The organism is Bordetella petrii (assembly GCF_017356245.1).
GTDB classification, from domain to species: Bacteria; Pseudomonadota; Gammaproteobacteria; order Burkholderiales; family Burkholderiaceae_B; genus Bordetella_A; species Bordetella_A petrii_D.
In genome coordinates this window covers 793693-815328 of record NZ_JAFMZZ010000001.1, presented here as the reverse complement: position 1 = coordinate 815328, position 21636 = coordinate 793693, and the positions used below count along the sequence as shown (strand labels likewise).

At 69.0% G+C, this 21636-nt stretch carries 25 protein-coding genes; 9 read left to right on the top strand and 16 right to left on the bottom strand.

What is annotated here, in order from left to right:
- Positions 1–47 precede the first annotated feature (47 nt).
- Positions 48–380, top strand: coding sequence for a flagellar hook-basal body complex protein FliE (gene fliE / locus J2P76_RS03885; protein ID WP_207404587.1), 333 nt, complete (start codon positions 48–50; stop codon positions 378–380).
- Between the two features lie 11 nt (positions 381–391).
- Here the strand turns inward: fliE and J2P76_RS03880 are convergent, their stop codons facing one another.
- From J2P76_RS03880 to J2P76_RS03850, 7 genes are all read right to left on the bottom strand, one after another.
- Positions 392–793, bottom strand: a complete 402-nt coding sequence (locus tag J2P76_RS03880; protein ID WP_207404586.1) for a hypothetical protein — start codon at positions 791–793, stop codon at positions 392–394.
- 12 nt (positions 794–805) lie between these two features.
- The gene (locus J2P76_RS03875) at positions 806–1123 is read right to left on the bottom strand and encodes an EscU/YscU/HrcU family type III secretion system export apparatus switch protein (protein ID WP_207404585.1); all 318 of its coding nucleotides are present in this window, start codon (positions 1121–1123) and stop codon (positions 806–808) included.
- On the bottom strand, positions 1120–2382 hold the full coding sequence (locus J2P76_RS03870; protein WP_207404584.1) for a flagellar hook-length control protein FliK: 1263 nt from the start codon (positions 2380–2382) through the stop codon (positions 1120–1122). Before J2P76_RS03870 ends, J2P76_RS03875 begins: the two co-directional genes overlap by 4 nt.
- A gap of 40 nt (positions 2383–2422) precedes the next feature.
- Positions 2423–2773 carry a flagellar protein FliT gene (locus J2P76_RS03865; RefSeq protein ID WP_207404583.1) on the bottom strand — a complete coding sequence of 117 codons (351 nt, stop codon included), beginning with the start codon at positions 2771–2773 and terminating at the stop codon, positions 2423–2425.
- A gap of 38 nt (positions 2774–2811) precedes the next feature.
- Entirely contained in the window at positions 2812–3237 is a 426-nt protein-coding gene (gene fliS / locus J2P76_RS03860) for a flagellar export chaperone FliS (protein ID WP_207404581.1), read from the bottom strand.
- Between the two features lie 19 nt (positions 3238–3256).
- Entirely contained in the window at positions 3257–4630 is a 1374-nt protein-coding gene (gene fliD / locus J2P76_RS03855) for a flagellar filament capping protein FliD (RefSeq protein ID WP_207404580.1), read from the bottom strand.
- 92 nt (positions 4631–4722) lie between these two features.
- The gene (locus tag J2P76_RS03850; protein ID WP_207404578.1) at positions 4723–5097 is read right to left on the bottom strand and encodes a flagellar protein FlaG; all 375 of its coding nucleotides are present in this window, start codon (positions 5095–5097) and stop codon (positions 4723–4725) included.
- 136 nt (positions 5098–5233) lie between these two features.
- On the opposite strand from J2P76_RS03850, the gene J2P76_RS03845 reads away from it, so the two are divergent.
- Complete coding sequence (locus J2P76_RS03845) at positions 5234–5971, top strand: IclR family transcriptional regulator (protein WP_207404577.1); 738 nt, start codon at positions 5234–5236, stop codon at positions 5969–5971.
- Between the two features lie 481 nt (positions 5972–6452).
- Here the strand turns inward: J2P76_RS03845 and J2P76_RS03840 are convergent, their stop codons facing one another.
- The 4 genes from J2P76_RS03840 to J2P76_RS03825 all read right to left on the bottom strand — a co-directional run bounded on the left by J2P76_RS03840 (position 6453) and on the right by J2P76_RS03825 (position 10275).
- Positions 6453–7619 carry an acyl-CoA dehydrogenase family protein gene (locus J2P76_RS03840; protein ID WP_207404576.1) on the bottom strand — a complete coding sequence of 389 codons (1167 nt, stop codon included), beginning with the start codon at positions 7617–7619 and terminating at the stop codon, positions 6453–6455.
- Entirely contained in the window at positions 7619–8839 is a 1221-nt protein-coding gene (locus J2P76_RS03835; protein WP_207404574.1) for a CaiB/BaiF CoA transferase family protein, read from the bottom strand. The genes J2P76_RS03840 and J2P76_RS03835 overlap by 1 nt, the downstream gene beginning before the upstream one ends.
- Complete coding sequence (locus J2P76_RS03830) at positions 8836–9801, bottom strand: Bug family tripartite tricarboxylate transporter substrate binding protein (RefSeq protein ID WP_207404573.1); 966 nt, start codon at positions 9799–9801, stop codon at positions 8836–8838. The genes J2P76_RS03835 and J2P76_RS03830 overlap by 4 nt, the downstream gene beginning before the upstream one ends.
- A 63-nt stretch (positions 9802–9864) precedes the next feature.
- Complete coding sequence (locus J2P76_RS03825; RefSeq protein ID WP_207404572.1) at positions 9865–10275, bottom strand: cupin domain-containing protein; 411 nt, start codon at positions 10273–10275, stop codon at positions 9865–9867.
- 160 nt (positions 10276–10435) lie between these two features.
- Between J2P76_RS03825 and folC the strand changes: the two genes are divergently transcribed.
- The 5 genes from folC (at position 10436) to J2P76_RS03800 (ending at position 15141) form a co-directional block, all read left to right on the top strand.
- Positions 10436–11743 (top strand): bifunctional tetrahydrofolate synthase/dihydrofolate synthase, encoded by a 1308-nt coding sequence (gene folC, locus J2P76_RS03820; RefSeq protein ID WP_207404571.1) that lies wholly within the window; start codon positions 10436–10438, stop codon positions 11741–11743.
- A 54-nt stretch (positions 11744–11797) separates the two neighbouring features.
- On the top strand, positions 11798–12583 hold the full coding sequence (locus tag J2P76_RS03815) for an SPOR domain-containing protein (protein WP_207404570.1): 786 nt from the start codon (positions 11798–11800) through the stop codon (positions 12581–12583).
- Positions 12580–13068, top strand: coding sequence for a CvpA family protein (locus tag J2P76_RS03810; RefSeq protein ID WP_207404569.1), 489 nt, complete (start codon positions 12580–12582; stop codon positions 13066–13068). The genes J2P76_RS03815 and J2P76_RS03810 overlap by 4 nt, the downstream gene beginning before the upstream one ends.
- Positions 13069–13089: 21 nt before the next feature.
- Positions 13090–14610, top strand: coding sequence for an amidophosphoribosyltransferase (purF, locus tag J2P76_RS03805; RefSeq protein ID WP_207404568.1), 1521 nt, complete (start codon positions 13090–13092; stop codon positions 14608–14610).
- A 63-nt stretch (positions 14611–14673) separates the two neighbouring features.
- Positions 14674–15141, top strand: a complete 468-nt coding sequence (locus J2P76_RS03800) for a disulfide bond formation protein B (protein ID WP_207404567.1) — start codon at positions 14674–14676, stop codon at positions 15139–15141.
- Between the two features lie 61 nt (positions 15142–15202).
- Here J2P76_RS03800 and J2P76_RS03795 read toward each other — a convergent pair whose 3' ends face one another.
- The 3 genes from J2P76_RS03795 to J2P76_RS03785 all read right to left on the bottom strand — a co-directional run bounded on the left by J2P76_RS03795 (position 15203) and on the right by J2P76_RS03785 (position 17284).
- Positions 15203–16060, bottom strand: coding sequence for a 23S rRNA (adenine(2030)-N(6))-methyltransferase RlmJ (locus tag J2P76_RS03795; protein ID WP_207404566.1), 858 nt, complete (start codon positions 16058–16060; stop codon positions 15203–15205).
- 15 nt (positions 16061–16075) lie between these two features.
- Positions 16076–16816, bottom strand: coding sequence for a glycerophosphodiester phosphodiesterase (ugpQ, locus tag J2P76_RS03790; RefSeq protein WP_207404564.1), 741 nt, complete (start codon positions 16814–16816; stop codon positions 16076–16078).
- Positions 16817–17119: 303 nt separating this feature from the next.
- Positions 17120–17284, bottom strand: a complete 165-nt coding sequence (locus tag J2P76_RS03785; RefSeq protein WP_207404563.1) for a hypothetical protein — start codon at positions 17282–17284, stop codon at positions 17120–17122.
- Between J2P76_RS03785 and J2P76_RS03780 the strand changes: the two genes are divergently transcribed.
- Entirely contained in the window at positions 17283–19244 is a 1962-nt protein-coding gene (locus J2P76_RS03780) for a SurA N-terminal domain-containing protein (protein ID WP_207404562.1), read from the top strand. The two genes, J2P76_RS03785 and J2P76_RS03780, sit on opposite strands and share 2 nt — an antisense overlap.
- Here the strand turns inward: J2P76_RS03780 and J2P76_RS03775 are convergent.
- Positions 19229–19897, bottom strand: a complete 669-nt coding sequence (locus J2P76_RS03775) for an arylesterase (RefSeq protein WP_207404560.1) — start codon at positions 19895–19897, stop codon at positions 19229–19231. The genes J2P76_RS03780 and J2P76_RS03775 overlap by 16 nt on opposite strands.
- Here J2P76_RS03775 and J2P76_RS03770 point away from each other — a divergent pair.
- Positions 19896–20567 carry an ABC transporter ATP-binding protein gene (locus J2P76_RS03770; protein ID WP_207404559.1) on the top strand — a complete coding sequence of 224 codons (672 nt, stop codon included), beginning with the start codon at positions 19896–19898 and terminating at the stop codon, positions 20565–20567. The genes J2P76_RS03775 and J2P76_RS03770 overlap by 2 nt on opposite strands.
- A 98-nt stretch (positions 20568–20665) precedes the next feature.
- Here the strand turns inward: J2P76_RS03770 and J2P76_RS03765 are convergent, their stop codons facing one another.
- Positions 20666–21634 carry a DMT family transporter gene (locus J2P76_RS03765; protein WP_207404558.1) on the bottom strand — a complete coding sequence of 323 codons (969 nt, stop codon included), beginning with the start codon at positions 21632–21634 and terminating at the stop codon, positions 20666–20668.
- Between the last annotated feature and the right edge of the window lie 2 nt (positions 21635–21636).

Sequence of the window (21636 nt, the reverse complement as noted above, 5' to 3'; positions counted from 1 at the left end):
GCGTAACCTTGCGGCTTCATCCTGTTTTGGACGCAAGGAAGCCAGCCATGGCGGTATCGGGTTTGTCGGGTATTGAAAGCATGCTGCAGCAGATGCGCGCCGTGGTGCAGGCTGCCCAGAACAGCGGCGCCAGCCCCGCCGAGCTTGCGCCCCAGCCCGCCAGCTTCGCCGCCGAACTGCATCGCTCGCTGCAGCGGGTCTCGGCGGCCCAGGTCGCCGCCTCCAACCAGGGCAAGGCCTATGAACTGGGCGCGCCCGGCATTTCACTGAATGACGTGATGATCGACCTGCAGAAGAGTTCGATCGCTTTCCAGACCGCCGTCCAGGTGCGCAACCGCCTGGTTGCCGCCTACAAGGAAATCTCTTCCATGTCGGTGTGAGCCCGCGCGGCTCAGATATCGGCCGGCGGCGGCGTGCGCTGATACCAGATCGCCTCTGGAAAGCCGGACAACATGGCGGCGCTGCTGTCGGGAAAATGCATGATCAGCGGGCGCGACACCCGGAAGCGGATGTCGGTGCCGTCGGGTGTGGCCCCCGCGAAATCCAGGATGATGTCATGGTGCGGATGACAGGCGCGCAGTTGCGCCTCGAAAGCGTCGAGATCGCGCGGCCGCCAGAAAAAATGCCGCAGTTGCCAATCGGGCCCCAGTATGCGCGCTTCGCAGGAAGGGTCGTCCTGGGATTCGCGGGCGGCGCGCACGCGCACGCGGCAGTCGGGGTGCATCAGTTCGCGCAGCACCGAACGGATCTCGTCGGTGCGGTTGAGCAGGGCGCCTGTGGCTGCGGGCTTCATGGCGGCGGCGGGTCAGGGCGCGGCGGGCGAGCTGCCGCCATCCTGGGCGGCGCCGGTCTCCAGGCGGTATAGCCAGGCCAGCAGTTCGGCCACGGCTGCATAAAGCTGTGGCGGAATGTGCGCATCCAGATCCACCTGCATCAGCAAGCCCACGAGCTCGCGTGATTCGTGCACGTACAGGCCGTGTTCACGCGCGGTACGCACGATGGTGTCGGCGATCTGGCCATAGCCTTTGGCCACGACGCGCGGCGCCGTGTCGTGCTCGCCGTAGCTTAGCGCAACCGCGGCGCCGCGGTGCGGATTCTTTGGGTCCGGGCCGTTGCGGGTCATGGCGCGGGTTCGTCCGGGCGGGGCGCCGTGGCGCCCACCGACAGGTGGCTTAAAGTCAGCCCGGCGCGCTGCAGGCTTTCGCGCAGGGCCTGGGCGGCGCCGTGGATTTCGGGCGCGCTGCGCGGCGCGACCAGCTGCATCACCAACTGGTCGCCGGCCAGGTTCAGGCGCGCCTCGACCAGGCCCAGGCGCGGCAGATCAAGCTTCAGGCGCGTCGCCCAGTGTGCCTCGGCGTCGGCCGCGCCTTCGGGGGCGTCGCGCCGCACTTCCCATTCCATCTCGGCACCCGGCCAGGCCTCGCCTTGCCAGGCCAGCGCCTGGTTGGCCAGGATATCGAGCTGCTGGCGCACCAGCGGCGCGGCATCCGGATGGATGCCGGCGGGCACGGGCGCGTGCGGCGCCGCGGCGCTGGCGCCGTGGCTGCCGGGGGCGGCCGGCGCGTCGCCGGTGGACTGGAGCGGGGCGGCGCTCGGCGCGGACCGGGCTTCCGATGGCTGGCCGGGCGCGGCGGGCGCGCGTGGCAGCTGCGCCTGCGGCTCGCCGCGCAGCTGCTCGGCGCTGCGCTGGCCGAATGCCAGGTCGCCCAGGTGCGATTCGTAGAACAGCCCGCTGCCCTGCAGCGCCTGGCGCAAGGCGCCGGCCAGTACGGCAGCGCTGGGCAGCGGCGCCGCAGGCCCGCCGGCCCGCGCCGTTTGCGCGGTGGCGCCGGATTCCGGCCGGCCCGCGGCTGCGGCGTCCGCGCGGCTGGCGGCGGCCGAACCGGCGGGCGCGGGCGCGGAGCCGGCGCGGCCGGCCGCAGCCGCATCGGGCCGGGCCGCGTTGCCGGCATCGGGCTGCGCCGCGGACGGGGCGGGTTGCGTAGCGGGCTGCCACAGCGGCGCCTTGCCCCGCGCCGGCGGAGCCTGCTCCGGATAGCGCGCCAGCAGCGCCAGGATGGTGCGCGCGGTCTGGCCCAGCGTGGTCGGCGCGGATGCCGTGGTGTCGGTGCGCGTGACCAGGTTGCGGCCGGCTTGCCCCGGCGTATCCGTGGTCTTGGCGTCGGCGACGGTGTTGCCGCGCGTGCCGGCCGGGTCGACGGGCTGGCGCGGGGCCCGCCCGGTGCCGTCGGTCTGGCCGGGGCGCACGGCTTCGCCGGGCTGGGTCACGGCGTTGGGGCGCGCGCCCGAAATCAGGTTGGCGTGCGCCGCCATGGTGGTGCCCAGCACGGCATCCAGCCGTTGCACCAGGACGGTGCCCAGGGCTGACGGGCCGACGCTCATGAGTGGTGCTCCTCAGCCGGCCAGCGGCCCGGCATCGGCGTCATGCGGCCGAAGTCCGCGCGCCGTAGGTGGACAACAGCGATTGCTGGCGCTTCATGCGTCCCAGCAAATCACTCAGGCGCGCCATCTGCGGAACCGCCAGGTCGCGCGTGGCGGCATCATTTTCCAGAATGCGCACCAGCAGCTCGTATTTGGCCTCGCGTCCGGCATGATCCAGCGGAGGGGCGGCGTCGATGCGGCGCAATTGTTCGACCGATTCGCAATAGCGCTGGCCGCACGCCAGCACGACACCCCAATCGCCCGCTCGGGCGGCGGCGAGCATGTCGTCGGTCAGGGTGGCGATTTCCCGGTAGATATCCAGGACAGAGGCGGGCCGCGAGGGGGGCATCATAAAAGTGGGGGCTCGCGCACGAAGCGAGTTGGTCAGGGTCAGGCCGGCACGGGGCTGGCGGGGGGATCGTTGGCGGCCTGCCAGGCTTGCGCCAGTTCGGCCAGCAGGCGGTCGGCGGCGTCCAGCTGCGCCGCGTCGCTTTTCAGGTTGGCCTGCAGCAGGGCGCGCACGATGTAGTCGTACAGATTGGCCAGATTGGCGGCCATCTCGCCGCCTGCTTCCATGTTCAGGCCGGTTTTCAGGCCTTCATCCACGATGCGGATAGCCTTGGAGATGGCGGCGCCGCGCTCGGCCAGCCGGCCCGCCTCGAGATGTAGGCGGGCCTGGGCAATGGCCGCGCGCGCGCCGTTGAACAGCAGCGTGATCAGCCGTTCGGGGCTGGCGCTCAAGACCTGGGTTTCCAGGCCGATGTCGGTGTAAGAGCGGGCGGAATAGCCCGCAGGGCGGCGAGCGGCGTATGTCATGGTTTGCGCGTCAAAAAGATCAGCTTTGCTTGGACATCGCGTTGAACTGCTGGGTCAGGTAGTTGCTGATGCCGTTCATCTGCGTCACCAGCGCGTCCAGCCGGGTGAACTGCGCGCGGTAGTTGTCCATGGTGGCCTGGATGGACACCTTGGTGCGGTCGTACTGGTCCTGCAGCGTATCGACGGTGTCCTGCAGGCCGTTGGTGCGCGTCTGGATCGAACCCTTGCTGCCCAGGATGCCATCGGTGGCAGCCTGCATTTTCTCTGCCAGGCCGCCGCTGCCGCCGAACAGGCGCGCCACGTCGGCCGGGTTCTCGTCCAGGGCCTTGTCCAGCTTGCCTTGGTCCAGCTGCAGCTTGCCCGTGGTGGGGTCGCTGGTGATGCCCAGCTGGCTCAGCGTGCGCAGCGTGCCTTCACTGCCCACCACGCGCAGGGCGGCCGCCATGCTCGACTGGATGCTGCGGGTAGTGCCGTCGCCGGTCAGCGCGCTCTGCGATTCGGTGTCGACGTCGAAAGCGGTCAGGTCGGCAATCGTCGACTGCAGGCTGTTGTAGGCATCCACGAAGGTGCTCACGGCCTTGGACATCACCGACGGGTCGTTGGTGACCGACACATTGACGGTCTCGCCCGCGGCGGTGGTGGCGGTCAGTTCCAGTGTGACGCCGTCGATGGCCTTGTCGATGGTGTTCGACTGGCTTTCCACGTCGATGCCGTTGATGGTGATCTGGGCGTTCCGGGCGGCCTGCTGCTCGGTCATGGGCGAGGCGCTGCCGGCCTGGTAGCCCACCACGTCCTGCACCGCCGTGTTGTCCGACGTGATGCTTTTCACGGCGGCCTGCTCGCCGGTGTCCTTGCTGGTCAGCATCAGGTAGCTGTCGCCGTTGCCATCGGTAATGATGGTGGCGCGCACGCCGGCCTCGTCACTGCTGTTGATGGCTTTGGCCACGCCGTCCAGCGAAGTGTCCGAGCCCAGTTCGATGGTCGTGGTCTCGTCGTTGGCCAGGGTGATCTCGATACTGCCGCCGGCGCCCATCGCGGCCGTGCGGTCGGCCACCGCACCCGATTTCAGGGTCTGCGAGGCCGCCAGGCTGGTGATGCCGATCTTGTAGTTGCCCGCCACCGCGCCGGCCTCGGCTTTTACGGTCAGCCCCTCGCCGCTCACCGAACTCTTGACCGCGTTCAGCGTGGCGGAATCGCCCAGCCCGGCGGCCGCCTTCTGCACAGCCTCGACCGCGCTCTGGATCTTGCTGTAGGCGGAAATGCGCGTCTTGAAGCTGGACTGGCGGGTGGTGATCTGCGTCAGCCGGGTCTCTTCGGCTTTTTGCAGCTGGTCGAGCATGTCTTCCAGGTTGGTCAGGCCGGACCCGGAGCCGAGCGAAGTAATTGAGGCCATGGTTATTTCCTTGCGAGCTGTGTGATTCTGTCAAAACACCGCGCCGCGCGATTGGCCGGGCAAGGGCACAAGGGCGGGCTAATTTGGCGCTTTCAGGCCGTGGTCTGGACGGCGTTGCCCTGCATTTGCACGATCATCCGGGCGATGCGAAGCAGCGTTTCAGAGGGGATGGTGCGGATCTTGTCCCCGGTTTCCGAGTCGATGATGCTGACCACCACCTGGTGGACGTCCGGATCGATTTCGAATTGCAGCTGGGTTTTCCAGGCCTGCAATTGCTGGTTGATCTCTTCCAGTGCCCGTTCCAGCGGCAAGGGCGGCTGGCCGGTGCCCTCCGCCGCATCTTGCGCGCCGCCGCTGTCGGTCGACGCGGCCGCTGGGGTCACGGCCACGGCCGGCTCTGGCGGAGCCGGCGCGACCGCCACGGTGGGCAGCGCAAGAGGGGCGGGGGCGAGCGGGCTGACAGCCATAGTCACTCCTGTCGAACGGACGCCTGGGGCGCCTGGCGAGGTTTGCGGGAATTTCTCAGCTACCATAACGGCACCCCGGGGCGGAACTTTAGCCGGCCGCCGCCGGGCGGTTCGTCCCTTAACCTGCCATCAGCCCATGAGCGTCAAGACGGCCCTGCGAGTCATCGAAATCATCGAGACCTACGCCCGCGAACGGCGCGCCCTGCCGCTGTCCGAGCTGGCGCGGCTGCTGGGCGTGCCCGTGTCCAGCTGCCTGGCGCTGATCCGCACCCTGTCCGACCTGGGCTACCTGTACGAAACCGGCCGGCGCCAGGGCTACTACCCCACGGGGCGCCTGCTGGCCATGGCGCAGCGGATCGCGCGCGCCGACCCGGTGCTGGACCGGGTTTACCCTAGCCTGGTTGAACTGCGCGACGCCACCCAGGAAACGGTGGTCTTCGGCAAGCTCGGCGGCGAGGGCCGGGTGGTGTACCTGGACGTGCTCGATTCCCCGCACACCATCCGCTATGCGCCGGTGGCGGGCGAATTCCGCGAATTGCATGCCAATTCGCTGGGCAAGGCCCTGCTTTCCATGCTGGATCCCGACACGCGCCACGCGCTGCTGGCGCGCCGCCCGCTGGCCCGCCACAACGAGCGCACCCTGACCACCCCCGAAGCCGTCGACGCCGACCTCGACCTGTCGCGCCAGCGCGGCTGGTTCATGAACCTGGGCGAATCCATCCCCGACGTCTGCGCCATCGCCTGGCCGGTGACCCTGTCCGGCGAGGTCTACGCCATCTCCGTGGGCGGACCGGTCTACCGGATCGAGCCGCAGCAGCAGGAATACGCGCGGATACTTCGCGCGGCTTGTACGGCGCTTGAACAGCGCGGGTGATTTCTTTCTTCTGGCGCCGGTCCGGGCTGGCGTGGCTGCCTTGGCTTCACGACGCCGTCCGGGCGCCCAGCGCGCCCGGGCCCGGCGCCGAGGCGCCGCGGCAGCCACGCCAACCCGGACCGGCTTGCAGTGGATCCAATGCCCCCGTCGCCGGGAAGGGCGGGGTTCTTGAATGCTTGGCCGCGGTTCTTTGAAAAGAAAAAAAGCGTACAGGGCCGGCAATCCAAGCCGCCCTGCGCGGCTTGAATTGCCATTCGCGCGGCGATGCGGGCGATGATGCTGGGGGATCCAGATGCAATAAGGCATACCTAGGCCAGCCACAAAACGAATGGCCAGCCCGGCCGCGCTGGGCGGCCGGGCTGGCCGGCCCCGCACAATTTTCCTCTTCAAAAAAGGCCGCCCCGACAAACGCAAGAACGCGGCTCGTCCCCGCCCCGGCGGCAGAAGAACCAACACCCTCACGCAAGAAGAAACCAGCAGCCTAATAAGACTTCGGTAGTCCCAGCACTTTCTCGGCAATAAAGCACATGATCAACTGCGGACTGACCGGCGCGATGCGCGGGATGTAGCTTTCCCGCAGCAGCCTTTCCACGTGGTATTCCTTCGCATACCCCATGCCGCCCAGCGTCAGCACGGCGGTCTGGCAGGCGTTGTGGCCGGCTTCGGCGCCCAGGTATTTGGCGCTGTTGGCGTACGGCCCGCAGGGCAGGCCGGCGTCGTACAGGCTGGCCGCCTTGAACACCATCAGGTTGGCGGCCTCGAGCTGCATCCAGGCCTGCGCCAGCGGGTGCTGGATGCCCTGGTTCTGGCCGATGGGACGGCCGAACACGGTGCGTTCGCCGGCATACTGCACGGCCCGGTCGAGCGCCGCGCGGCCGATGCCCACTGCCTCGGCGGCAATCAGGATGCGTTCGGGATTCAGCCCGTGCAAAATGTATTCGAACCCGCGGCCCTCTTCGCCGATGCGGTCGGCCACCGGGATGCGAAGCCCGTCGATGAACAGCATGTTCGAGTCGACCGCCTTGCGGCCCATTTTCTCGATCTCGCGGACCTCGACCTTGCCGCGGTCCAGGTCGGTGTAGAACAGCGACAGGCCCTGGGTCGGCTTGGCCACTTCGGACAGCGGCGTGGTGCGGGCCAGCAGCAGCATCTTGTGGGCGACCTGCGCGGTCGATATCCATATCTTGCGGCCATGCACCACGTATTCATCGCCCTGGCGCTCGGCGCGGGTCGACAGCTTGGTGGTGTCCAGGCCGGCGTCGGGCTCGGTGACCGCGAAACAGGCTTTCTCGCGCCCGGCGATCAGCGGCTCCAGCCAGCGGCGGCGCTGCTCGTCGGAGCCGAACACCACCACCGGGTTCAGGCCGAAAATATTCATGTGCACGGCCGATGCGCCCGCGAACCCGGCGCCCGAAGCCGCGATGGTCTGCATCATCAGGGCCGCCTCGGTCATGCCCAGGCCGGCGCCGCCGTACTCCTGGGGCATGGCGATGCCCAGCCAGCCATCGTTGGCCAGGGCCGCGTGGAAGTCGTGCGGAAAGCCGCCGTCGCGGTCGCGCTCCAGCCAGTAGTCGTCCGGAAAGCGTTCGCAGACCCGGCTGACCGCATCGCGCAAGGCCAGCTGGTCGGACGAGAATTCAAAATCCATCAAAGGGCTCCTTCTTGAGTGGCGCGCGCGGCGATCAGCGCATCGATTTCGGCGTCGGTGCAGCCCGCTTCGCGCAATATTTCGCGGCTGTGCTCGCCCAGGCGCGGCGCCGGCCGGCGTATGGAGGTGGGCGTGCCGTCGTAGCGTCCCAGCGGCGCCGGCGTGCGCAGCCGGCCTTCGGTGGGGTGCTCCAGCGTGCGCACGAAACCGGTGGCCCGCAGATGGGGGTCTTCGACCAGGTCGTCCACCGAATACAGGCAGGCCGCGGGAATGTCGGCGCGCGCCAGGTCGGTCAGCCATTCGGCGCTGCCGCGCGTGCGCATGATCTCGGCCACGAACGCATAGGCTTCGTCGATATGGCGCGCGCGCGCCGTATGGGTACAGAAGCGCGGGTCCTGTTCCAGTTCGGGGCGGCCGATCAGGGTGAAGAAATTGCGCCAGTGCTTGTCGTTGTAAATCAGCAGGCACAGGTAGCCGTCGGCCGTGGCGTAGGGCCGGCGGTGCGCCGCCAGCAGGCGGGTATAGCCGGTGGGGCCGAGCGGCGGGTCGAAGGTGGCGCCGCCCAGGTGGTCGCCCAGCACCATGTGCGCCATGCCTTCGAACATGGGAATCTCGACCGCCTGGCCCTGGCCGTGGCTGCGCGCATGCAGCACCGCCGATACCAGGGCGATGGCCACGTGCAGGCCCACCGCGCGGTCGGCCAGCGTCAGCGGGGCATAGCGCGGCACGTCGCCGCTCTGCCGGCTGAACAGATCGGCGATGCCGGTCTGCCCCTGGATCAGGTCGTCGTAGGCGGGGCGTCCGGCATACGGGCCGGCCTCGCCGAAACCGTACGCGCCCACATACACCAGCCGCGGGTTGCGCGCCGCCACGGCTTCGTACGACAAGCCCAGCCGCGCCATGGCCTGCGGCCGTATGTTGTACAGCAGCGCATCGCAGCTTTCGGCCAGCTTCAGGCAGGCCTCGCGGCCGGCCGCGGTTTTCAGGTCCAGCACGATCGAGCGCTTGTTGCGGTTCAGGTGCAGGTACAGGTGGCCCATGCCGGCATTGCGCATGGGCCCCACCGCGCGCATGTTGTCGCCGGCCGGGGGTTCGACCTTGATCACGTCGGCCCCCAGGTCGCCCAGCACCTGCGTGGCATAAGGCCCCATGACGACCGAGCTCAGGTCCAGGATGCGCACGCCGGCCAGCGGGCCGGCGGTTTCGGGAATCGGCGTCATTGCGGCTGGATACCCGCGTCCTTGATCAGCTTGCCCCACAGGTCGCGCTGCTCGCTGACGAACTTGGCGAACGATTCAGGCGTGCCGCTGAAGGCATCGAAACCCAGGCCGGCCAGGCGCTTGCGCACGTCGGGGTTGGACACGATCTGGTTGATGGCGGCATTGAGCTTGGCCACGATCTCGGGGGGCAGGCCGGCCGGGCCGAAATAGCCGTTCCAGGAATTCAGGTCGAAATCCTTTACGCCGGCTTCGCGCATCGAGGGCAGGTCGGGCACGATGGTGCTGCGTTCGGCGGTGGACACCGCCAGCGCCCGCAACTGCCCCGATTGCACGAAGGGCAGGCCCGAGGCCAGGTCGGTGAACATGAAATCCACCTGCCCGCCCACCAGGTCGGTCAGCGCCTGCGGCGTGCCCTTATAGGGCACGTGCAGGATGTCGATGTTGGCGCGGCGGGCCAGCGTGCCGCCGGCCACGATGCCGGTGCTGTTGCCGGTGGCATAGGTGACGCGGCCGGGGTTCTTGCGCGCGTAGTCGATCAATTCCTGCACGCTTTTGTACGGGCGCTGCGGGTTGACCACCAGCAGGAACGGCAGGTTGCCGCCACGTGCGATGGGCGTGAAATCCTTCACCGGATCATAGGGCACGTTCTTCATCAGGAAGGGCGCGGCCGAATGCGAGGTGTTGGTGGTGACGAACAGCGTGTAGCCATCGGGCTTGGCGCGCGCCACATAGTTGGCGGCGATGGTGGCGTTGGCGCCCGGCTTGTTTTCCACCACCACTTGCTGACCCAGGATATTGCCCAGTTCGGCGGCGAAGATGCGGCCCACCGCGTCGGTGCCCGAGCCGGCCGGAAAGGGCACCACCAGGTTGATGGGCTTGTCGGGGTAGGCGGCCTGTGCCGGGCCGGCGGCGGCCAGGGCGGCGCCGGCCAGGGCGGCGGCGCACAAAGAGCGTAGGAACATGGGTAGGTCTCCTGGTAGTGCGGCGGCGTCTGTCGGCCGCCTGGTAGGGAAAGGGCGGGCCGTTCAGGCGGACGCCGGGGGCGCCGCGAAGCCGCGTATGACGCGCTCGGGCGATTCTTCGTAGGGGGGTGAATAAATGACCAGCAGCCGCGCGGGCTGCTCGCTGGTCACCGTAAACACGTGCGGAATGTCGGGCGGGAAATAGCAGCAATCGCCGGCGGCCATGTCGGCGGATTCGTCGCCCACCTGGGCCCGGGCGGTGCCCGACAGCAGGTAGCAGACCTGCTCGATGCCCGGGTGGGCATGGGGCAGCGCGCCCTGGCCTTTTTCAATGACGCCCAGCAGCACTTCCACATGGCGGGCGCCGACGGTATCGGGGCCGATCAGGCGCCGGTTCAGCGTGCCGGTGTGGTTCGCGGGGTGATAGCCGGGCACTTCGGCCTCGCGTACCAGCCAGCTGGGGGATCGGGACATGCGGAGTCTCCTGAATTTCCTGTATGTGAAAGTATTTTCATACATGGGAAAAAATACGGCAAGTGGATTTTCCCTGATGGCACCACGCCGGGCCAGGGTATCCGGGGCTGGCGCGGGGCCGGCTGCTAAACTTCCGCCTCTGCCATTTTTGCCCGTTGTCATGCCTGCCTCCCGTCTCGATGCCGCTACCCCGTTGCCGCAGTGGCTGCAGTATCTCGAGTCCATACACGGCAAGGCCATCGACCTGGGCCTGGATCGCGTCAGGCAGGTTGCCGGGCGCCTGGCGCTGCGCCTGGACGGCGTGAAATTCGTGGTGGGCGGCACCAACGGCAAGGGCTCCACCTGCGCCATGCTCGAGGCCATGCTGCTGGCGGCCGGCTACCGGGTGGGGCTGTACACCTCGCCGCACCTCATCGATTTCAACGAGCGGGCCCGCATCAACGGCGAGATCGCCAGCGATGCCGCGCTGGCCGAGCAATTCGCCGCCGTCGAGGCCGCCCGCGGCGAGGTCACGCTGACCTATTTCGAATTCACCACACTGGCCATCCTGCGCCTGTTTTCGCAGTCGAACCTGGACGCCGTGGTGCTCGAAGTCGGCCTGGGCGGTCGGCTCGACGCCGTCAATATCATCGACGCCGATTGCGCCATCATCACCAGCGTCGACCTCGACCATACCGATTACCTGGGCGATACGCGCGAACTGATCGGCCTGGAAAAGGCCCACATCTACCGCGCCGGCCGGCCCGCCATCTGCAGCGACCCGCAGCCGCCGCAATCGCTGCTCGAGCACGCGCAGGCCATCGGCGCCGACCTGTGGCGGTTCGGGCAGGATTTCAATTATTCGGGCGACCGCCAGCAGTGGGCCTACGGCGGACGCGCCCAGCGCCGCAATGCGCTGGCCTACCCGGCGCTGCGCGGCGCCAATCAGCTGCTCAACGCCGCGGCCGCGCTGGCCGCGCTCGAATCCGTGCGCGACCGGCTGCCGGTGCCCCAGCAGGCGGTGCGCGTCGGCCTGCTGCAGGCTTCGCTGCCCGGGCGATTCCAGATCCTGCCCGGCCAGCCGGCTGTCATCCTGGACGTGGCGCACAATCCGCACGCGGCCGCGGTGCTGGCCCAGAACCTCGACAACATGGGGTTTCATCCCTATACCCACGCGGTGTTCGGCATGCTGGCCGACAAAGACGCCGACGGCGTCATTGCCAAACTGGCCAGCCGCGTCGACCACTGGTACTGCGCCGGCCTGCCGGGCCCGCGCGGCGGCTCGGGGCAGGACCTCGCCAGCCGCGTGTCGGCGGCCGTGCAGGCCGCGCCGGCGGGCGGCGAGGCCCCGACCGTGCAGGCCTTTGCGGACCCCGCCGCGGCCTATGCCGCGGCCCGCGAACGGGCGGGCGAGGGTGATAGAATCGTGGTGTTCGGCTCATTTCTCACCGTAGCCTCGGTTTTGCAGGCGCTGGGCCGCAAAGCATAGGCTTCGGGCAGGCGGGGCGCCGGCCCCCGTCCAGGTCGCAAGGAATTCCTGTCCATGGGATTGTTTTCTCGCAAAGATTCCGCCTCGCAGGCATCGCCCTCCAGGCCGCGTCCATCGGTCTCCAGCGAAGCCCAGGCGGCGGAACTGCGCGCGCGCGCCCGCCGCCGGCTGGCCGGGGCAGTGGCGCTGGTGCTGGCAGCCGTCATCGTGCTGCCCATGGTGCTCGATTCCGAGCCCGTGCCGGTAGCCGACGACATCCCCATCCGCATTCCCGACCGCAACACTCCTTATCAGCCGTCGGTATCGCCGCCGGCCGAGCCCGGCGCCGCGGGCACGCCTGACGCTACTGCACAGGCCCAGCCCCCCGCCGCCCAGGCGCCGGCCGAACCGCCCGCGCCGCCCGACGTCTCCACGCCGCCAGCGCAGCCCCCCGCCACGGCCCAGGCCCAGCCCCCCGAACCGGCCCCGGCGCCGCCGCCCGCCGCCAAGCCGCCGGCGCAGCCGGCCAAGCCGCAGCGCGACGACGACGGCGCACGCGCCCTGGCGCTGCTGGAAGGCCGCTCGTCCGGCAGCCAGTCCGCGGCCAAGCCGGCGCCGGCCGCCAAGGGCAATTTCGTATTGCAGATCGCTTCCTACAGCAGCCAGGCCGATGCCCAGTCGCGGCGCACCAAGCTGCATCAGGCCGGCGTCACCAATGCCTTCGTCGAACAGGCTTCCGTGGGCGGCAAGCAGCAATACCGCCTGCGCGTGGGGCCGTTCCCGTCGCGCGACGCCGCCCAGGCGGCCCAGGCGCGCCTGCGCACCCTGGGCTACGACAACGGCTTCATCGCCAGCCAGTGACCGGCTTCGATTTCGTCGTGCTGGCGATCCTGGCGGTGTCGGGCCTGCTGGGCCTGTTGCGCGGCCTGCTGAAAGAAGTCCTGTCGCTGATGGCGTTCGCGCTGGCGTTCGTCGCCGCCATCTGGTGGGGGCCCACGGTTTATGGCTGGCTGCAAGCCTATATCGAAACGGCCATGCTGCGCATGGGGGTGTCTTATGCGGCGGTGTTCATCGTGGTGCTGCTGGCGGTCGGGCTGGTCAACATGACGCTGGCGGCCCTGATCCGCACTACCGGGCTGACGCCGGCCGACCATGGCCTGGGGGCCATTTTCGGGCTGGCGCGCGGGCTGCTGATCGTGCTGGTGCTGGTGGCGCTGGGCGGCTATACGCCGCTGCCGCAAGAGCCCTGGTGGCAGGACGCCATGTTTTCGCATTCGGCCACCGAGGCCGTCAGGCACATCAAGTTGTGGCTGCCCCCGTCGCTGGCGACGTGGCTGCCGTACTAATTGTTTTAACGGGAAATCACCATGTGTGGAATCATCGGGGTCATCGGGCGCGGGCCGGTCAACCAGCTGCTCTATGACAGTCTGCTGCTGCTGCAGCATCGTGGCCAGGACGCGGCCGGCATCGCCACTTCCCACGGCAGCCACTTCAACATGTTCAAGGCGCACGGCCTGGTGCGCGACGTGTTCCGCACCCGCAACATGCGTTCGCTGCCGGGCGCCAGCGGCATCGGCCATGTGCGCTACCCCACCGCCGGCTCCAGCCAGAGCGAAGAAGAAGCGCAGCCGTTCTACGTGAACGCCCCGTTCGGCATCACTTTCGCGCACAACGGCAACCTGACCAACTGGCGCGAGCTGCGCGAATCGCTCTACCGGGTCGACCGGCGCCACATCAATACCAATTCCGACTCCGAAGTGCTGCTCAATGTGCTGGCGCACGAACTGCAGTCGGCCGCCAACGGGGTCTCGCTCGACGACGACACGATCTTCCGCGCCGTGGCCGCCGTGCACAAGCGGGTGCGCGGCGCCTACGCCGTGGTGGCGCAGATCTCGGGCTACGGCCTGCTGGCCTTCCGCGACCCTCACGGCATCCGGCCGCTGTGCATCGGCCGCCAGGAAACCGAAGAAGGCGTCGAATGGATGGCGGCCTCGGAGTCGGTGGCCCTGGAAGGCAGCGGCTTTGCCTTCGTGCGCGACGTCGAGCCCGGCGAAGCCGTGTTCGTCGACCTGGACGGCCGCATGGTCAGCCGCCAGTGCGCCGACAACCCGCAGCTGGTGCCGTGCATTTTCGAATACGTGTACTTTGCCCGGCCCGATTCCCTGATCAACGGCGTATCGGTGTACGACGCGCGGCTGCGCATGGGTGAATACCTGGCCGACAAGGTTGCCCGCAACATGCGCCTGGGCGACATCGACGTGGTCATGCCCATTCCCGATTCCTCGCGGCCGGCCGCCATGCAGCTGGCCGCGCGCCTGAACCTGGATTACCGCGAAGGCCTCATCAAGAACCGCTACGTGGGCCGCACCTTCATCATGCCGGGCCAGGCGGTGCGCCGCAAATCGGTGCGCCAGAAGCTCAACGCCATCGGCATGGAGTTCAAGGGCAAGAATGTGCTGCTGGTCGACGATTCCATCGTGCGCGGCACCACCAGCCGCGAAATCGTCGACATGGCGCGCGCCGCCGGCGCCAACAAAGTGTATTTCGCCTCGGCCGCGCCGCCGGTGCGCTATCCCAATGTGTACGGCATCGACATGCCCACGCAAAGCGAGCTCATCGCCACCGGCCGTTCCGATGAAGAAATCGCCCGCACCATCGGCGCCGACGGCCTGATCTACCAAGACCTGCAAGACATGCAGCAGGCGGTCACCGACATCAACCCCGCGCTCACGCGCTTCGAAGCCTCGTGCTTCGACGGCCAGTACGTCACCGGCGACATTACCGCCGAATACCTCGAGCGCCTGGGGCAGTCGCGCAGCGGCTCCGGCGACGAAGAGTCGTCCGGCGGGCTGCAGTTCAACATGGGCTACGGTTCCAACGACGCCTGATCCCATCCGGGCCGGGCCGCGCGCGGCCCGGCAGCTTCTTCAACGCCTTGTCCGGTTCATGCCATGTCTTCGTCCCGCCAGCGCCTGCTGCTGCTGATCGCCGTTCTGTGTTTCGCCGCCGTCGCGGTGGCGCTTGTTTCGCAGCATGTGTTCGACATGCCGCCTTGCGCCTGGTGCGTGCTGCAGCGCCTGATCTACCTGGTGATCGGCGTGGTGGCGCTGGCCGGGGCCTGCGCCGGCGCCATCGCGCGCGCCTGCGCGGCGCTGTGCGCCTTGCTGGGCGTGGGCGGCATGGCCGCGGCCTGGTACCAGTACGATGTGGCCGCGAAAATGTTCTCGTGCGACCAGACTTTCGCCGACCGCTTCATGAGCGGCTCGGGCCTGGACGGCGCCGTGCCGTGGCTGTTCGGCATCTTCGCCACCTGCATGGATGCCACGGTCGAGGTGCTGGGCGTGGAATACGCGCTGTGGAGCCTGGCCCTGTTCGCGGTGCTGGTGATCGCGGCCCTGCGGGCGTTGCTGCGCCGCTGACCGGCGGAAAAGGCCCGGGCGGCCCGGGCTGGCCGGCGGCCGTGTCCAGCCGGCGTGCGCTTCAGGCGGCGCGCTGCTGCAGCGTGTAGGCGGCGCGGTCGTCCTGCGCCAGCAGCCGCGTCAGGATGGGCATGGTTTCCTGCAGCGCCGCGTGCAGCGTCCAGGGCGGATTCACCATGAACATGCCGCTGCCATGCAGGCCGAAACCATCGCTGGCCGGTCTTTTCACGGTCAGCGACACATGCAGCCAGCTTTTCACCTGCAGGTTTTCCAGGTGCCGGGCCAGTTCGGTGGCCTCGCGGCGCTGCACCAGCGGGTACCACACCGCGTACGTGCCGGTGGCAAAGCGTTTCAGGCCTTCTTTCACGGCGCTCAGCGTGCGCCGGTAGTCCTGCTTGTCTTCATACGACGGGTCGATCAGCACCAGGCCGCGCCGCGGCGGCGGGGGCAGCAGCGCCTTCATGCCTTCGAAACCGTCGGTGGCGTAGATGGTGGTCTGGCGCAGCGAGGTCTTGTCGAGCTGTTCCAGGTTGCCCACCAGCACATCGGATTCGGTGGGGTGCATTTCGAACAGGCGCAGGCGGTCGCGCTCGCGCAGGGCGTCCAGCGTCAGCCAGGGCGAGCCCGGGTAGTGGCGCAGGCGGCCGTCGGAGTTGTAGCGCCGCACCCGCGCCAGGTAGTCGGCCAGCAGCGGCGGCAGGTCGTCGCGCTGCCACAGGCGGCCGATGCCGTCGGCGAATTCGGCGTTCTTGGCGGCCCAGTCGCCATCCAGGGCATACAGCCCGGCCCCCGCATGGGTGTCCACCACCCAGTAGGGGGTGTCTTTGCGGTTCAGGTAGTCCAGTGTGTGGACCAGCAGGGCGTGCTTGAGAACGTCGGCATGGTTGCCGGCATGGAAGGCGTGTCGGTAACTGAACAAGGCGGGGTCCTGCGCTCAGGCGGGCGGGCCGATCTCGGCCAGCGCATCGGTGAAAAGGGCATCCAGGCCCCAGGATAGCAACAGCCGCGCGCGCGCGGGGTCGTTGACCGTCCAGGCGGCGATGCGGTAGCCGGCGGCATGCACGGCGTCGATCAGCTCGCGGCTGGCGTCGCGGTGGTTGATGTTCAGCGCCACGCAGCCGTAGCGCGCCAGCCGCTCGGGCCAATCGGCGGGCACCTGTTCCACCAGCAGGGCGCGCGGTAGTTCGGGGGCGGCCGCCTGGGCAGCGGCCAGCGCGGCTTCCGAAAACGACGACAGCAGCGGCGCGGGCAGGGCGTCCTGCCACAGCGCGCGCGCGGCCAGCGCCACGGCGGCGCCGGTTTCGCTTTCCTGGCCGGGGTTGGGCTTGATTTCGACGTTGCAGGCAATGCCGTTGGCGATGGCGTAGCGCGCCACCGCCTGAAAGCTGGGGACGGGTTCGCCGGTGTACGCGGGCGAATGCCAGCCGCCGGCGTCCAGGCGGGCCAGCTCGGCGAAAGACAGCGCCGCCGCCGGGCCGCGGCCATCGGTGGTGCGGTCGAGGGTGTCGTCGTGCAGCAGGAAGGCGACCTTGTCCTGGCTGAGTTTGACGTCGAACTCGAACATGCGGAAACCGTGCTGGGCGCCGGCCCGCATGGCGGCCAGGGTGTTTTCGGGGGCCAGGCGGCCGCCGCCGCGGTGGGCGATGTGGGAAGGATAGGGCCAGGGGGCGGTCATGCTGGGGACGCGGGGCGTTTGCTGGGGGGAAGGGTGCAAGGATACTCCTTCGGGGTGCCTGCCTGACGTTTGCTCGTCTGTCACGAGTTCTTGAGTCGCCTGGCCGTGCAGGGCTCGGTCCGGGCGAAGCCCGTCGGGCTCGGGCGCCTGCATGCGCCCGAGCCCGACGCACGTACGCCGCGCCGCCTGCCCGCACGCCTCGAGACGGGGCAAGAACTCAACCGGCCTCGGGGAAACAAGCACGTCCCAAAAGAAGCCGGACATAGCACCGGCACCGCCACGCCCCTAGAGGCGGCCATCTGGTCAGGCTGTGGCGTACGGGGCGAAAATGGTAAACTCCGGCGGCTTACCGGGTTCGGTTCCGGCACCTGGCAAGGGCGAATCGGTTTCGCCTTTTTTTACGCGTTTTTTTGCGGCGCGGCGTCCATCTTCGTCGGGCGCGCCGCGTACGGCAAACAGGGAATCCATGTTCGAACTACTACGCAATCATCGCCGCTGGATGCAGTTCATTCTGCTGATCCTGATCGTGCCGTCGTTCTTCCTGGTCGGCATCCAGGGCTACGAAAGCTTCATCAGCCGCGAGCCCGAACTGGCGACGGTGGCCGGCCAGCCCATCACGCGCGGCGAGTTCGACATGGCCCACCGCAACCAGCTCGAGCAGTTCCGCCAGCGCATGGGCAGCCAGTTCGATCCCGCCCTGGTCGACACGCCCGCCATGCGCGAGCAGCTGCTCAACCAGTTGATCGACCAGCGCCTGCTGGCGCAGGTGGCCATCGACAACCGCTTTTCGGTATCTGACGGCACGCTGCGCAACACCATTGCCGCGATCCCGCAGGTGCAGGACAACGGCCGTTTCTCGCCCGAACGCTATCGCCAGGTGCTGGCCGCGCAGGGCATGACTCCCACCTCGTTCGAGGCCGGCCTGCGCCGCGACCTGGCGGTGGGGCGCGTGCTCGAACCCATCACGCAGTCGGCCAGCGTGCCCGACGTCGTCACCGCCTCGCTCGAATCCGCCCTGACCCAGCAGCGCACCGTACAGCTGCGCCGCTTTGCCGCGGCCGATTACCGCGCGCAGGTCTCGGTGTCGCCGCAAGACATCCAGGCCTGGTACGACGCCAACAAGCAGCAGCTGACGGTGCCCGACCAGGTCAGCGCGCAATACCTGGTGCTGGACGAAGCCGCCGCCACGCAGGGCGTGCAGGTCAAGGACGAAGACATCGCCAGCTACTACGAACAGAACAAGAACCGCTTCGGCCAGCCCGAGCGCCGCCGCGCCAGCCACATCATGATAGAGCTGCCCGCCGGCGCCACGGAAGACGCCCGCAAGGCGGCGCGCGCCAAGGCCGAAGCGCTGGCCAAGCAGGCCGCGGCCGATCCCGCCAAGTTCGCCGAACTGGCGCGCGCCAACTCGCAGGACGCCGGTTCCGCCGACAAGGGCGGCGACCTGGGCTGGCTGGCGCCGGGCATGCTTACCGGCCCGCTTGAAAAAGCCATTTTCAGCCTGTCCAAAGACCAGGTTTCGGGGGTGGTCGAAAGCCCCTCGGGCCTGCACATCGTCAAGGTCACCGAAGTGCAGCCGGCCGCCATCAAGCCCCTGGCCGAAGTGCGCGACGAAATCACCGCCGAAATCCGCAAGCAGATCGCGGCCACGCGCTTTTCCGAGATGGCCACCAAGCTTACCGAAACCGTCTACGACCAGCGCGACAGCCTGCAGCCCGCCGCCGACGCACTGGGCCTGAAGCTGCGCACTGCCTCCGGCATCACCCGCGAAGGGCTGCTGCCGGCCGAGCAGGCCGGCGCCGGCGCGGCGGCCGGCAGCCCGGATGCCCAGCTGCTCGACAATCCCCGCGTGCGCCAGGCCCTGTTTTCACCCGAAGTGCTGCGCGACAAGCAGAACTCCGGCGTCATCGAACTGTCGCCCGACACCATGCTGGCGGTGCGCGTGGCGCAAATGCAGCCCGAGCACGTGCCGCCGCTGGAAAAAGTCAGCGACCAGATCCGCGAGCGCCTGCTCGACGAGCGCGCCGCCGAGGCGGCCCGCAAGGCGGGCACCGCGGCCCTGGAAGGCTGGAAGGCCGACCCGGCCACGCTGCCCGAAGGCTTCGGCGCGTCTGCCGTGGTGTCGCGCCAGCAGCCCGGCCAGCTGTCGCAAGACGTGCTCAACTCCGCGATGCGCCTGCCGGCCCAGCCGGTGCCCGCCTATACGGGCGTGAACGACGGCAGCGACTTCGTGGTGGTGCGCCTGGACAAGATCGAGCCCGGCGCCACCGAGGCATCCGCCCGCGACATGCTGGCGCGCCAGTTGGGGGCGGCCTGGGGCCAGGCCGAAGACGCCGCGGTGCTGAAGATGCTGCGCCAGCAATACCAGGTGAAGATCCTGCCCGAAGCGGCGGCGGTGCTGCAAAGCCAGGATCAGTCCGCCGGCTGATCCTTCTTCAGCATGGGCCGCAGCGCGGCCCATACGTTGTCCAGCAGCAGCGGCTGCGCCTGCTCATTGGGGTGGATGCCGTCGGCCTGGAACAGCGCGCGGTCGGTGGCCATGCCGTCCATCAAGAAGGGCACCAGCCCGGCCTGCTCGGCCTTGGCCACCGCCGGGAACACCGCGGCGAAGCGCTGGGTGTAATCGCGCCCGTAATTGGGCGGAATCTGCATGCCCACGATCAGCACCTGGGCGCCGGCCTGGCGCGACTGCCGGGCCATGTCGCGCAGGTTCTGCTCGGTCATTTTCAGCGACAGCCCGCGCAGCGCGTCGTTCGGGCCCAGTTCCAGCACCACGATGGCCGGATGGTGGCGCTCGAGCAGCGCCGGCAGGCGCGAGACGCCGCCGCTGGTCGTATCGCCGCTGATGCTGGCATTGACGACCCGGTAGTTGGGGTATTGTTCCGACATCCGCTTCGCCAGCAGCGGCACCCAGCCGGTGCCGCGCGCCAGGCCATATTCGGCCGACAGGCTGTCGCCCACCACCAGCACGGTGCGTGCCGCGGAACCTGGCGCCGGGGCGGGAGTCTGAGCGTGAGCGGCCGGCGCGGCAAGGGCGGCGGCCATGGCGGCGGCAATAAACCAACGGAAGAATAAGCGCATGGATAGCAAGGTCTCGATCGAAGTCTCTGGGCTGGGCAAGCAGGTGTCCGACGCGGGCGGCACGCTGTCGATCCTGGAAGGAATCGATTTTACGGTGGCGGCCGGCAGCGCCGTGGCCATCACCGGCAGCTCCGGTTCCGGCAAGTCCACGCTACTGGGACTGATGGCCGGGCTGGACGTTCCCTCGGCGGGCAGCGTGCGGCTGGCCGGACAGGACCTGTTCTCGCTCGATGAAGACGGCCGGGCGCAATTGCGCGCGCGCCACGTGGGCTTCGTGTTCCAGTCGTTCCAGCTGCTGCCCAACCTGACGGCCCTGGAAAACGTCATGCTGCCGCTGGAACTGGCCGGCCAGCCGGCGCGCGAGGCCGCCCAGGCCATGCTGCGGCGGGTGGGGCTGGGCGAGCGGCTGCATCACTATCCGCGCACCCTGTCCGGCGGCGAACAGCAGCGCGTGTCGCTGGCCCGGGCCTTCGTGGTGCAGCCCGACCTGCTGTTCGCCGACGAGCCCACCGGCAGCCTCGACGCGGCCACCGGCGCCACCGTGATGGACCTGATGTTCGACCTGCACCGCGAGCATGGCACCACGCTGGTGCTGGTCACCCACGACCCGCAGCTGGCCGCCCGCTGCGGGCGGCAGCTGGTGCTGGCGGCGGGCCGGCTGGCCGGTTGATCGTTTCACGGGGCCTTGGAAGGTGTCAGGCTCCGCCAGGTGCCTGGCACCGCGGTACGCCGCAGCCATCTCAGCCGTACGGTGTCCGGCAACACCCGCTACGCGGACGTCAGCGGCGCGGCCGTGCGGCTGCGCCGCCATTCGATCAGGCCGATGACGATGCCGCTGCCGCAGATGATGGCGATGCCCAGCCAGGTCAGCGCATCCGGAAAGTGCCCCCACACCAGCCAGCCCACCGCGGTGGCGCTGACGATCTGCAAATACACGAAGGGCGCCAGCGTCGAGGCCGCGGCGTTGCGGTAGGCGCCGATCTGCAGCAGGTGGCCCAGCGCGCCGGACACGCCGGTGGATACCAGCAGCAGCCAGTTGCCGGGGCTTAAATGGGCCAGCACGGGCAGGGCGGGCGGCAGGGTGACCGGCAGAGCCAGAGTCAGGCACAGGGTGCCCACCGCGCCGCTCCAGACCAGCGAGGTGTACGGGTCGTCGCCGGCCACGCGGCGGGTGGCGATGAACTGCGCGGCAAAGCAGCAGGCCGTCAGCAGGCCGAACATCACGCCCAGCGGATGCAGCCCGCCGCCGGGGCGCACAATGATCAGCACGCCGCCGAACGCCACGGCCGCCGCCACCCAGCGCGACGCGCGCGGCGGTTCTTTCAGCACCCAGGGGGCCAGGGCCAGCACGATCAGCGGCGCCAGGAAGTTGATGGCCGTGGCCTCGGCCTGCGGCATATAGCTCAGCGTGGTGAAGAACGCCAGGGTGGCCAGCAGCATCGAGCCGCCGCGCAGCAGCTGCTCGCGCGGGCGCGTGCTGCGCAGCACGGCCAGGCCGCGGCGGGGCAGCACCAGCGCCAGCACCAGCAGCAGGTGCGCCAGGTAGCGCACCCAGCACAGGATCAGCAGCGGCACGCCGGCTTCCATTACCCACTTGCCGCTGGCATCCAGGCACGACAGTGTCCAGGCCGACAGAATCAACAGTACGATGCCGATCAGCGGGCGCGCCGATGGCGGGCGCGCGGCTGCGGCTGGCGGCGAGGCAGCCGGGGCGGACCCGGCGGCGGCCCGGGACATGC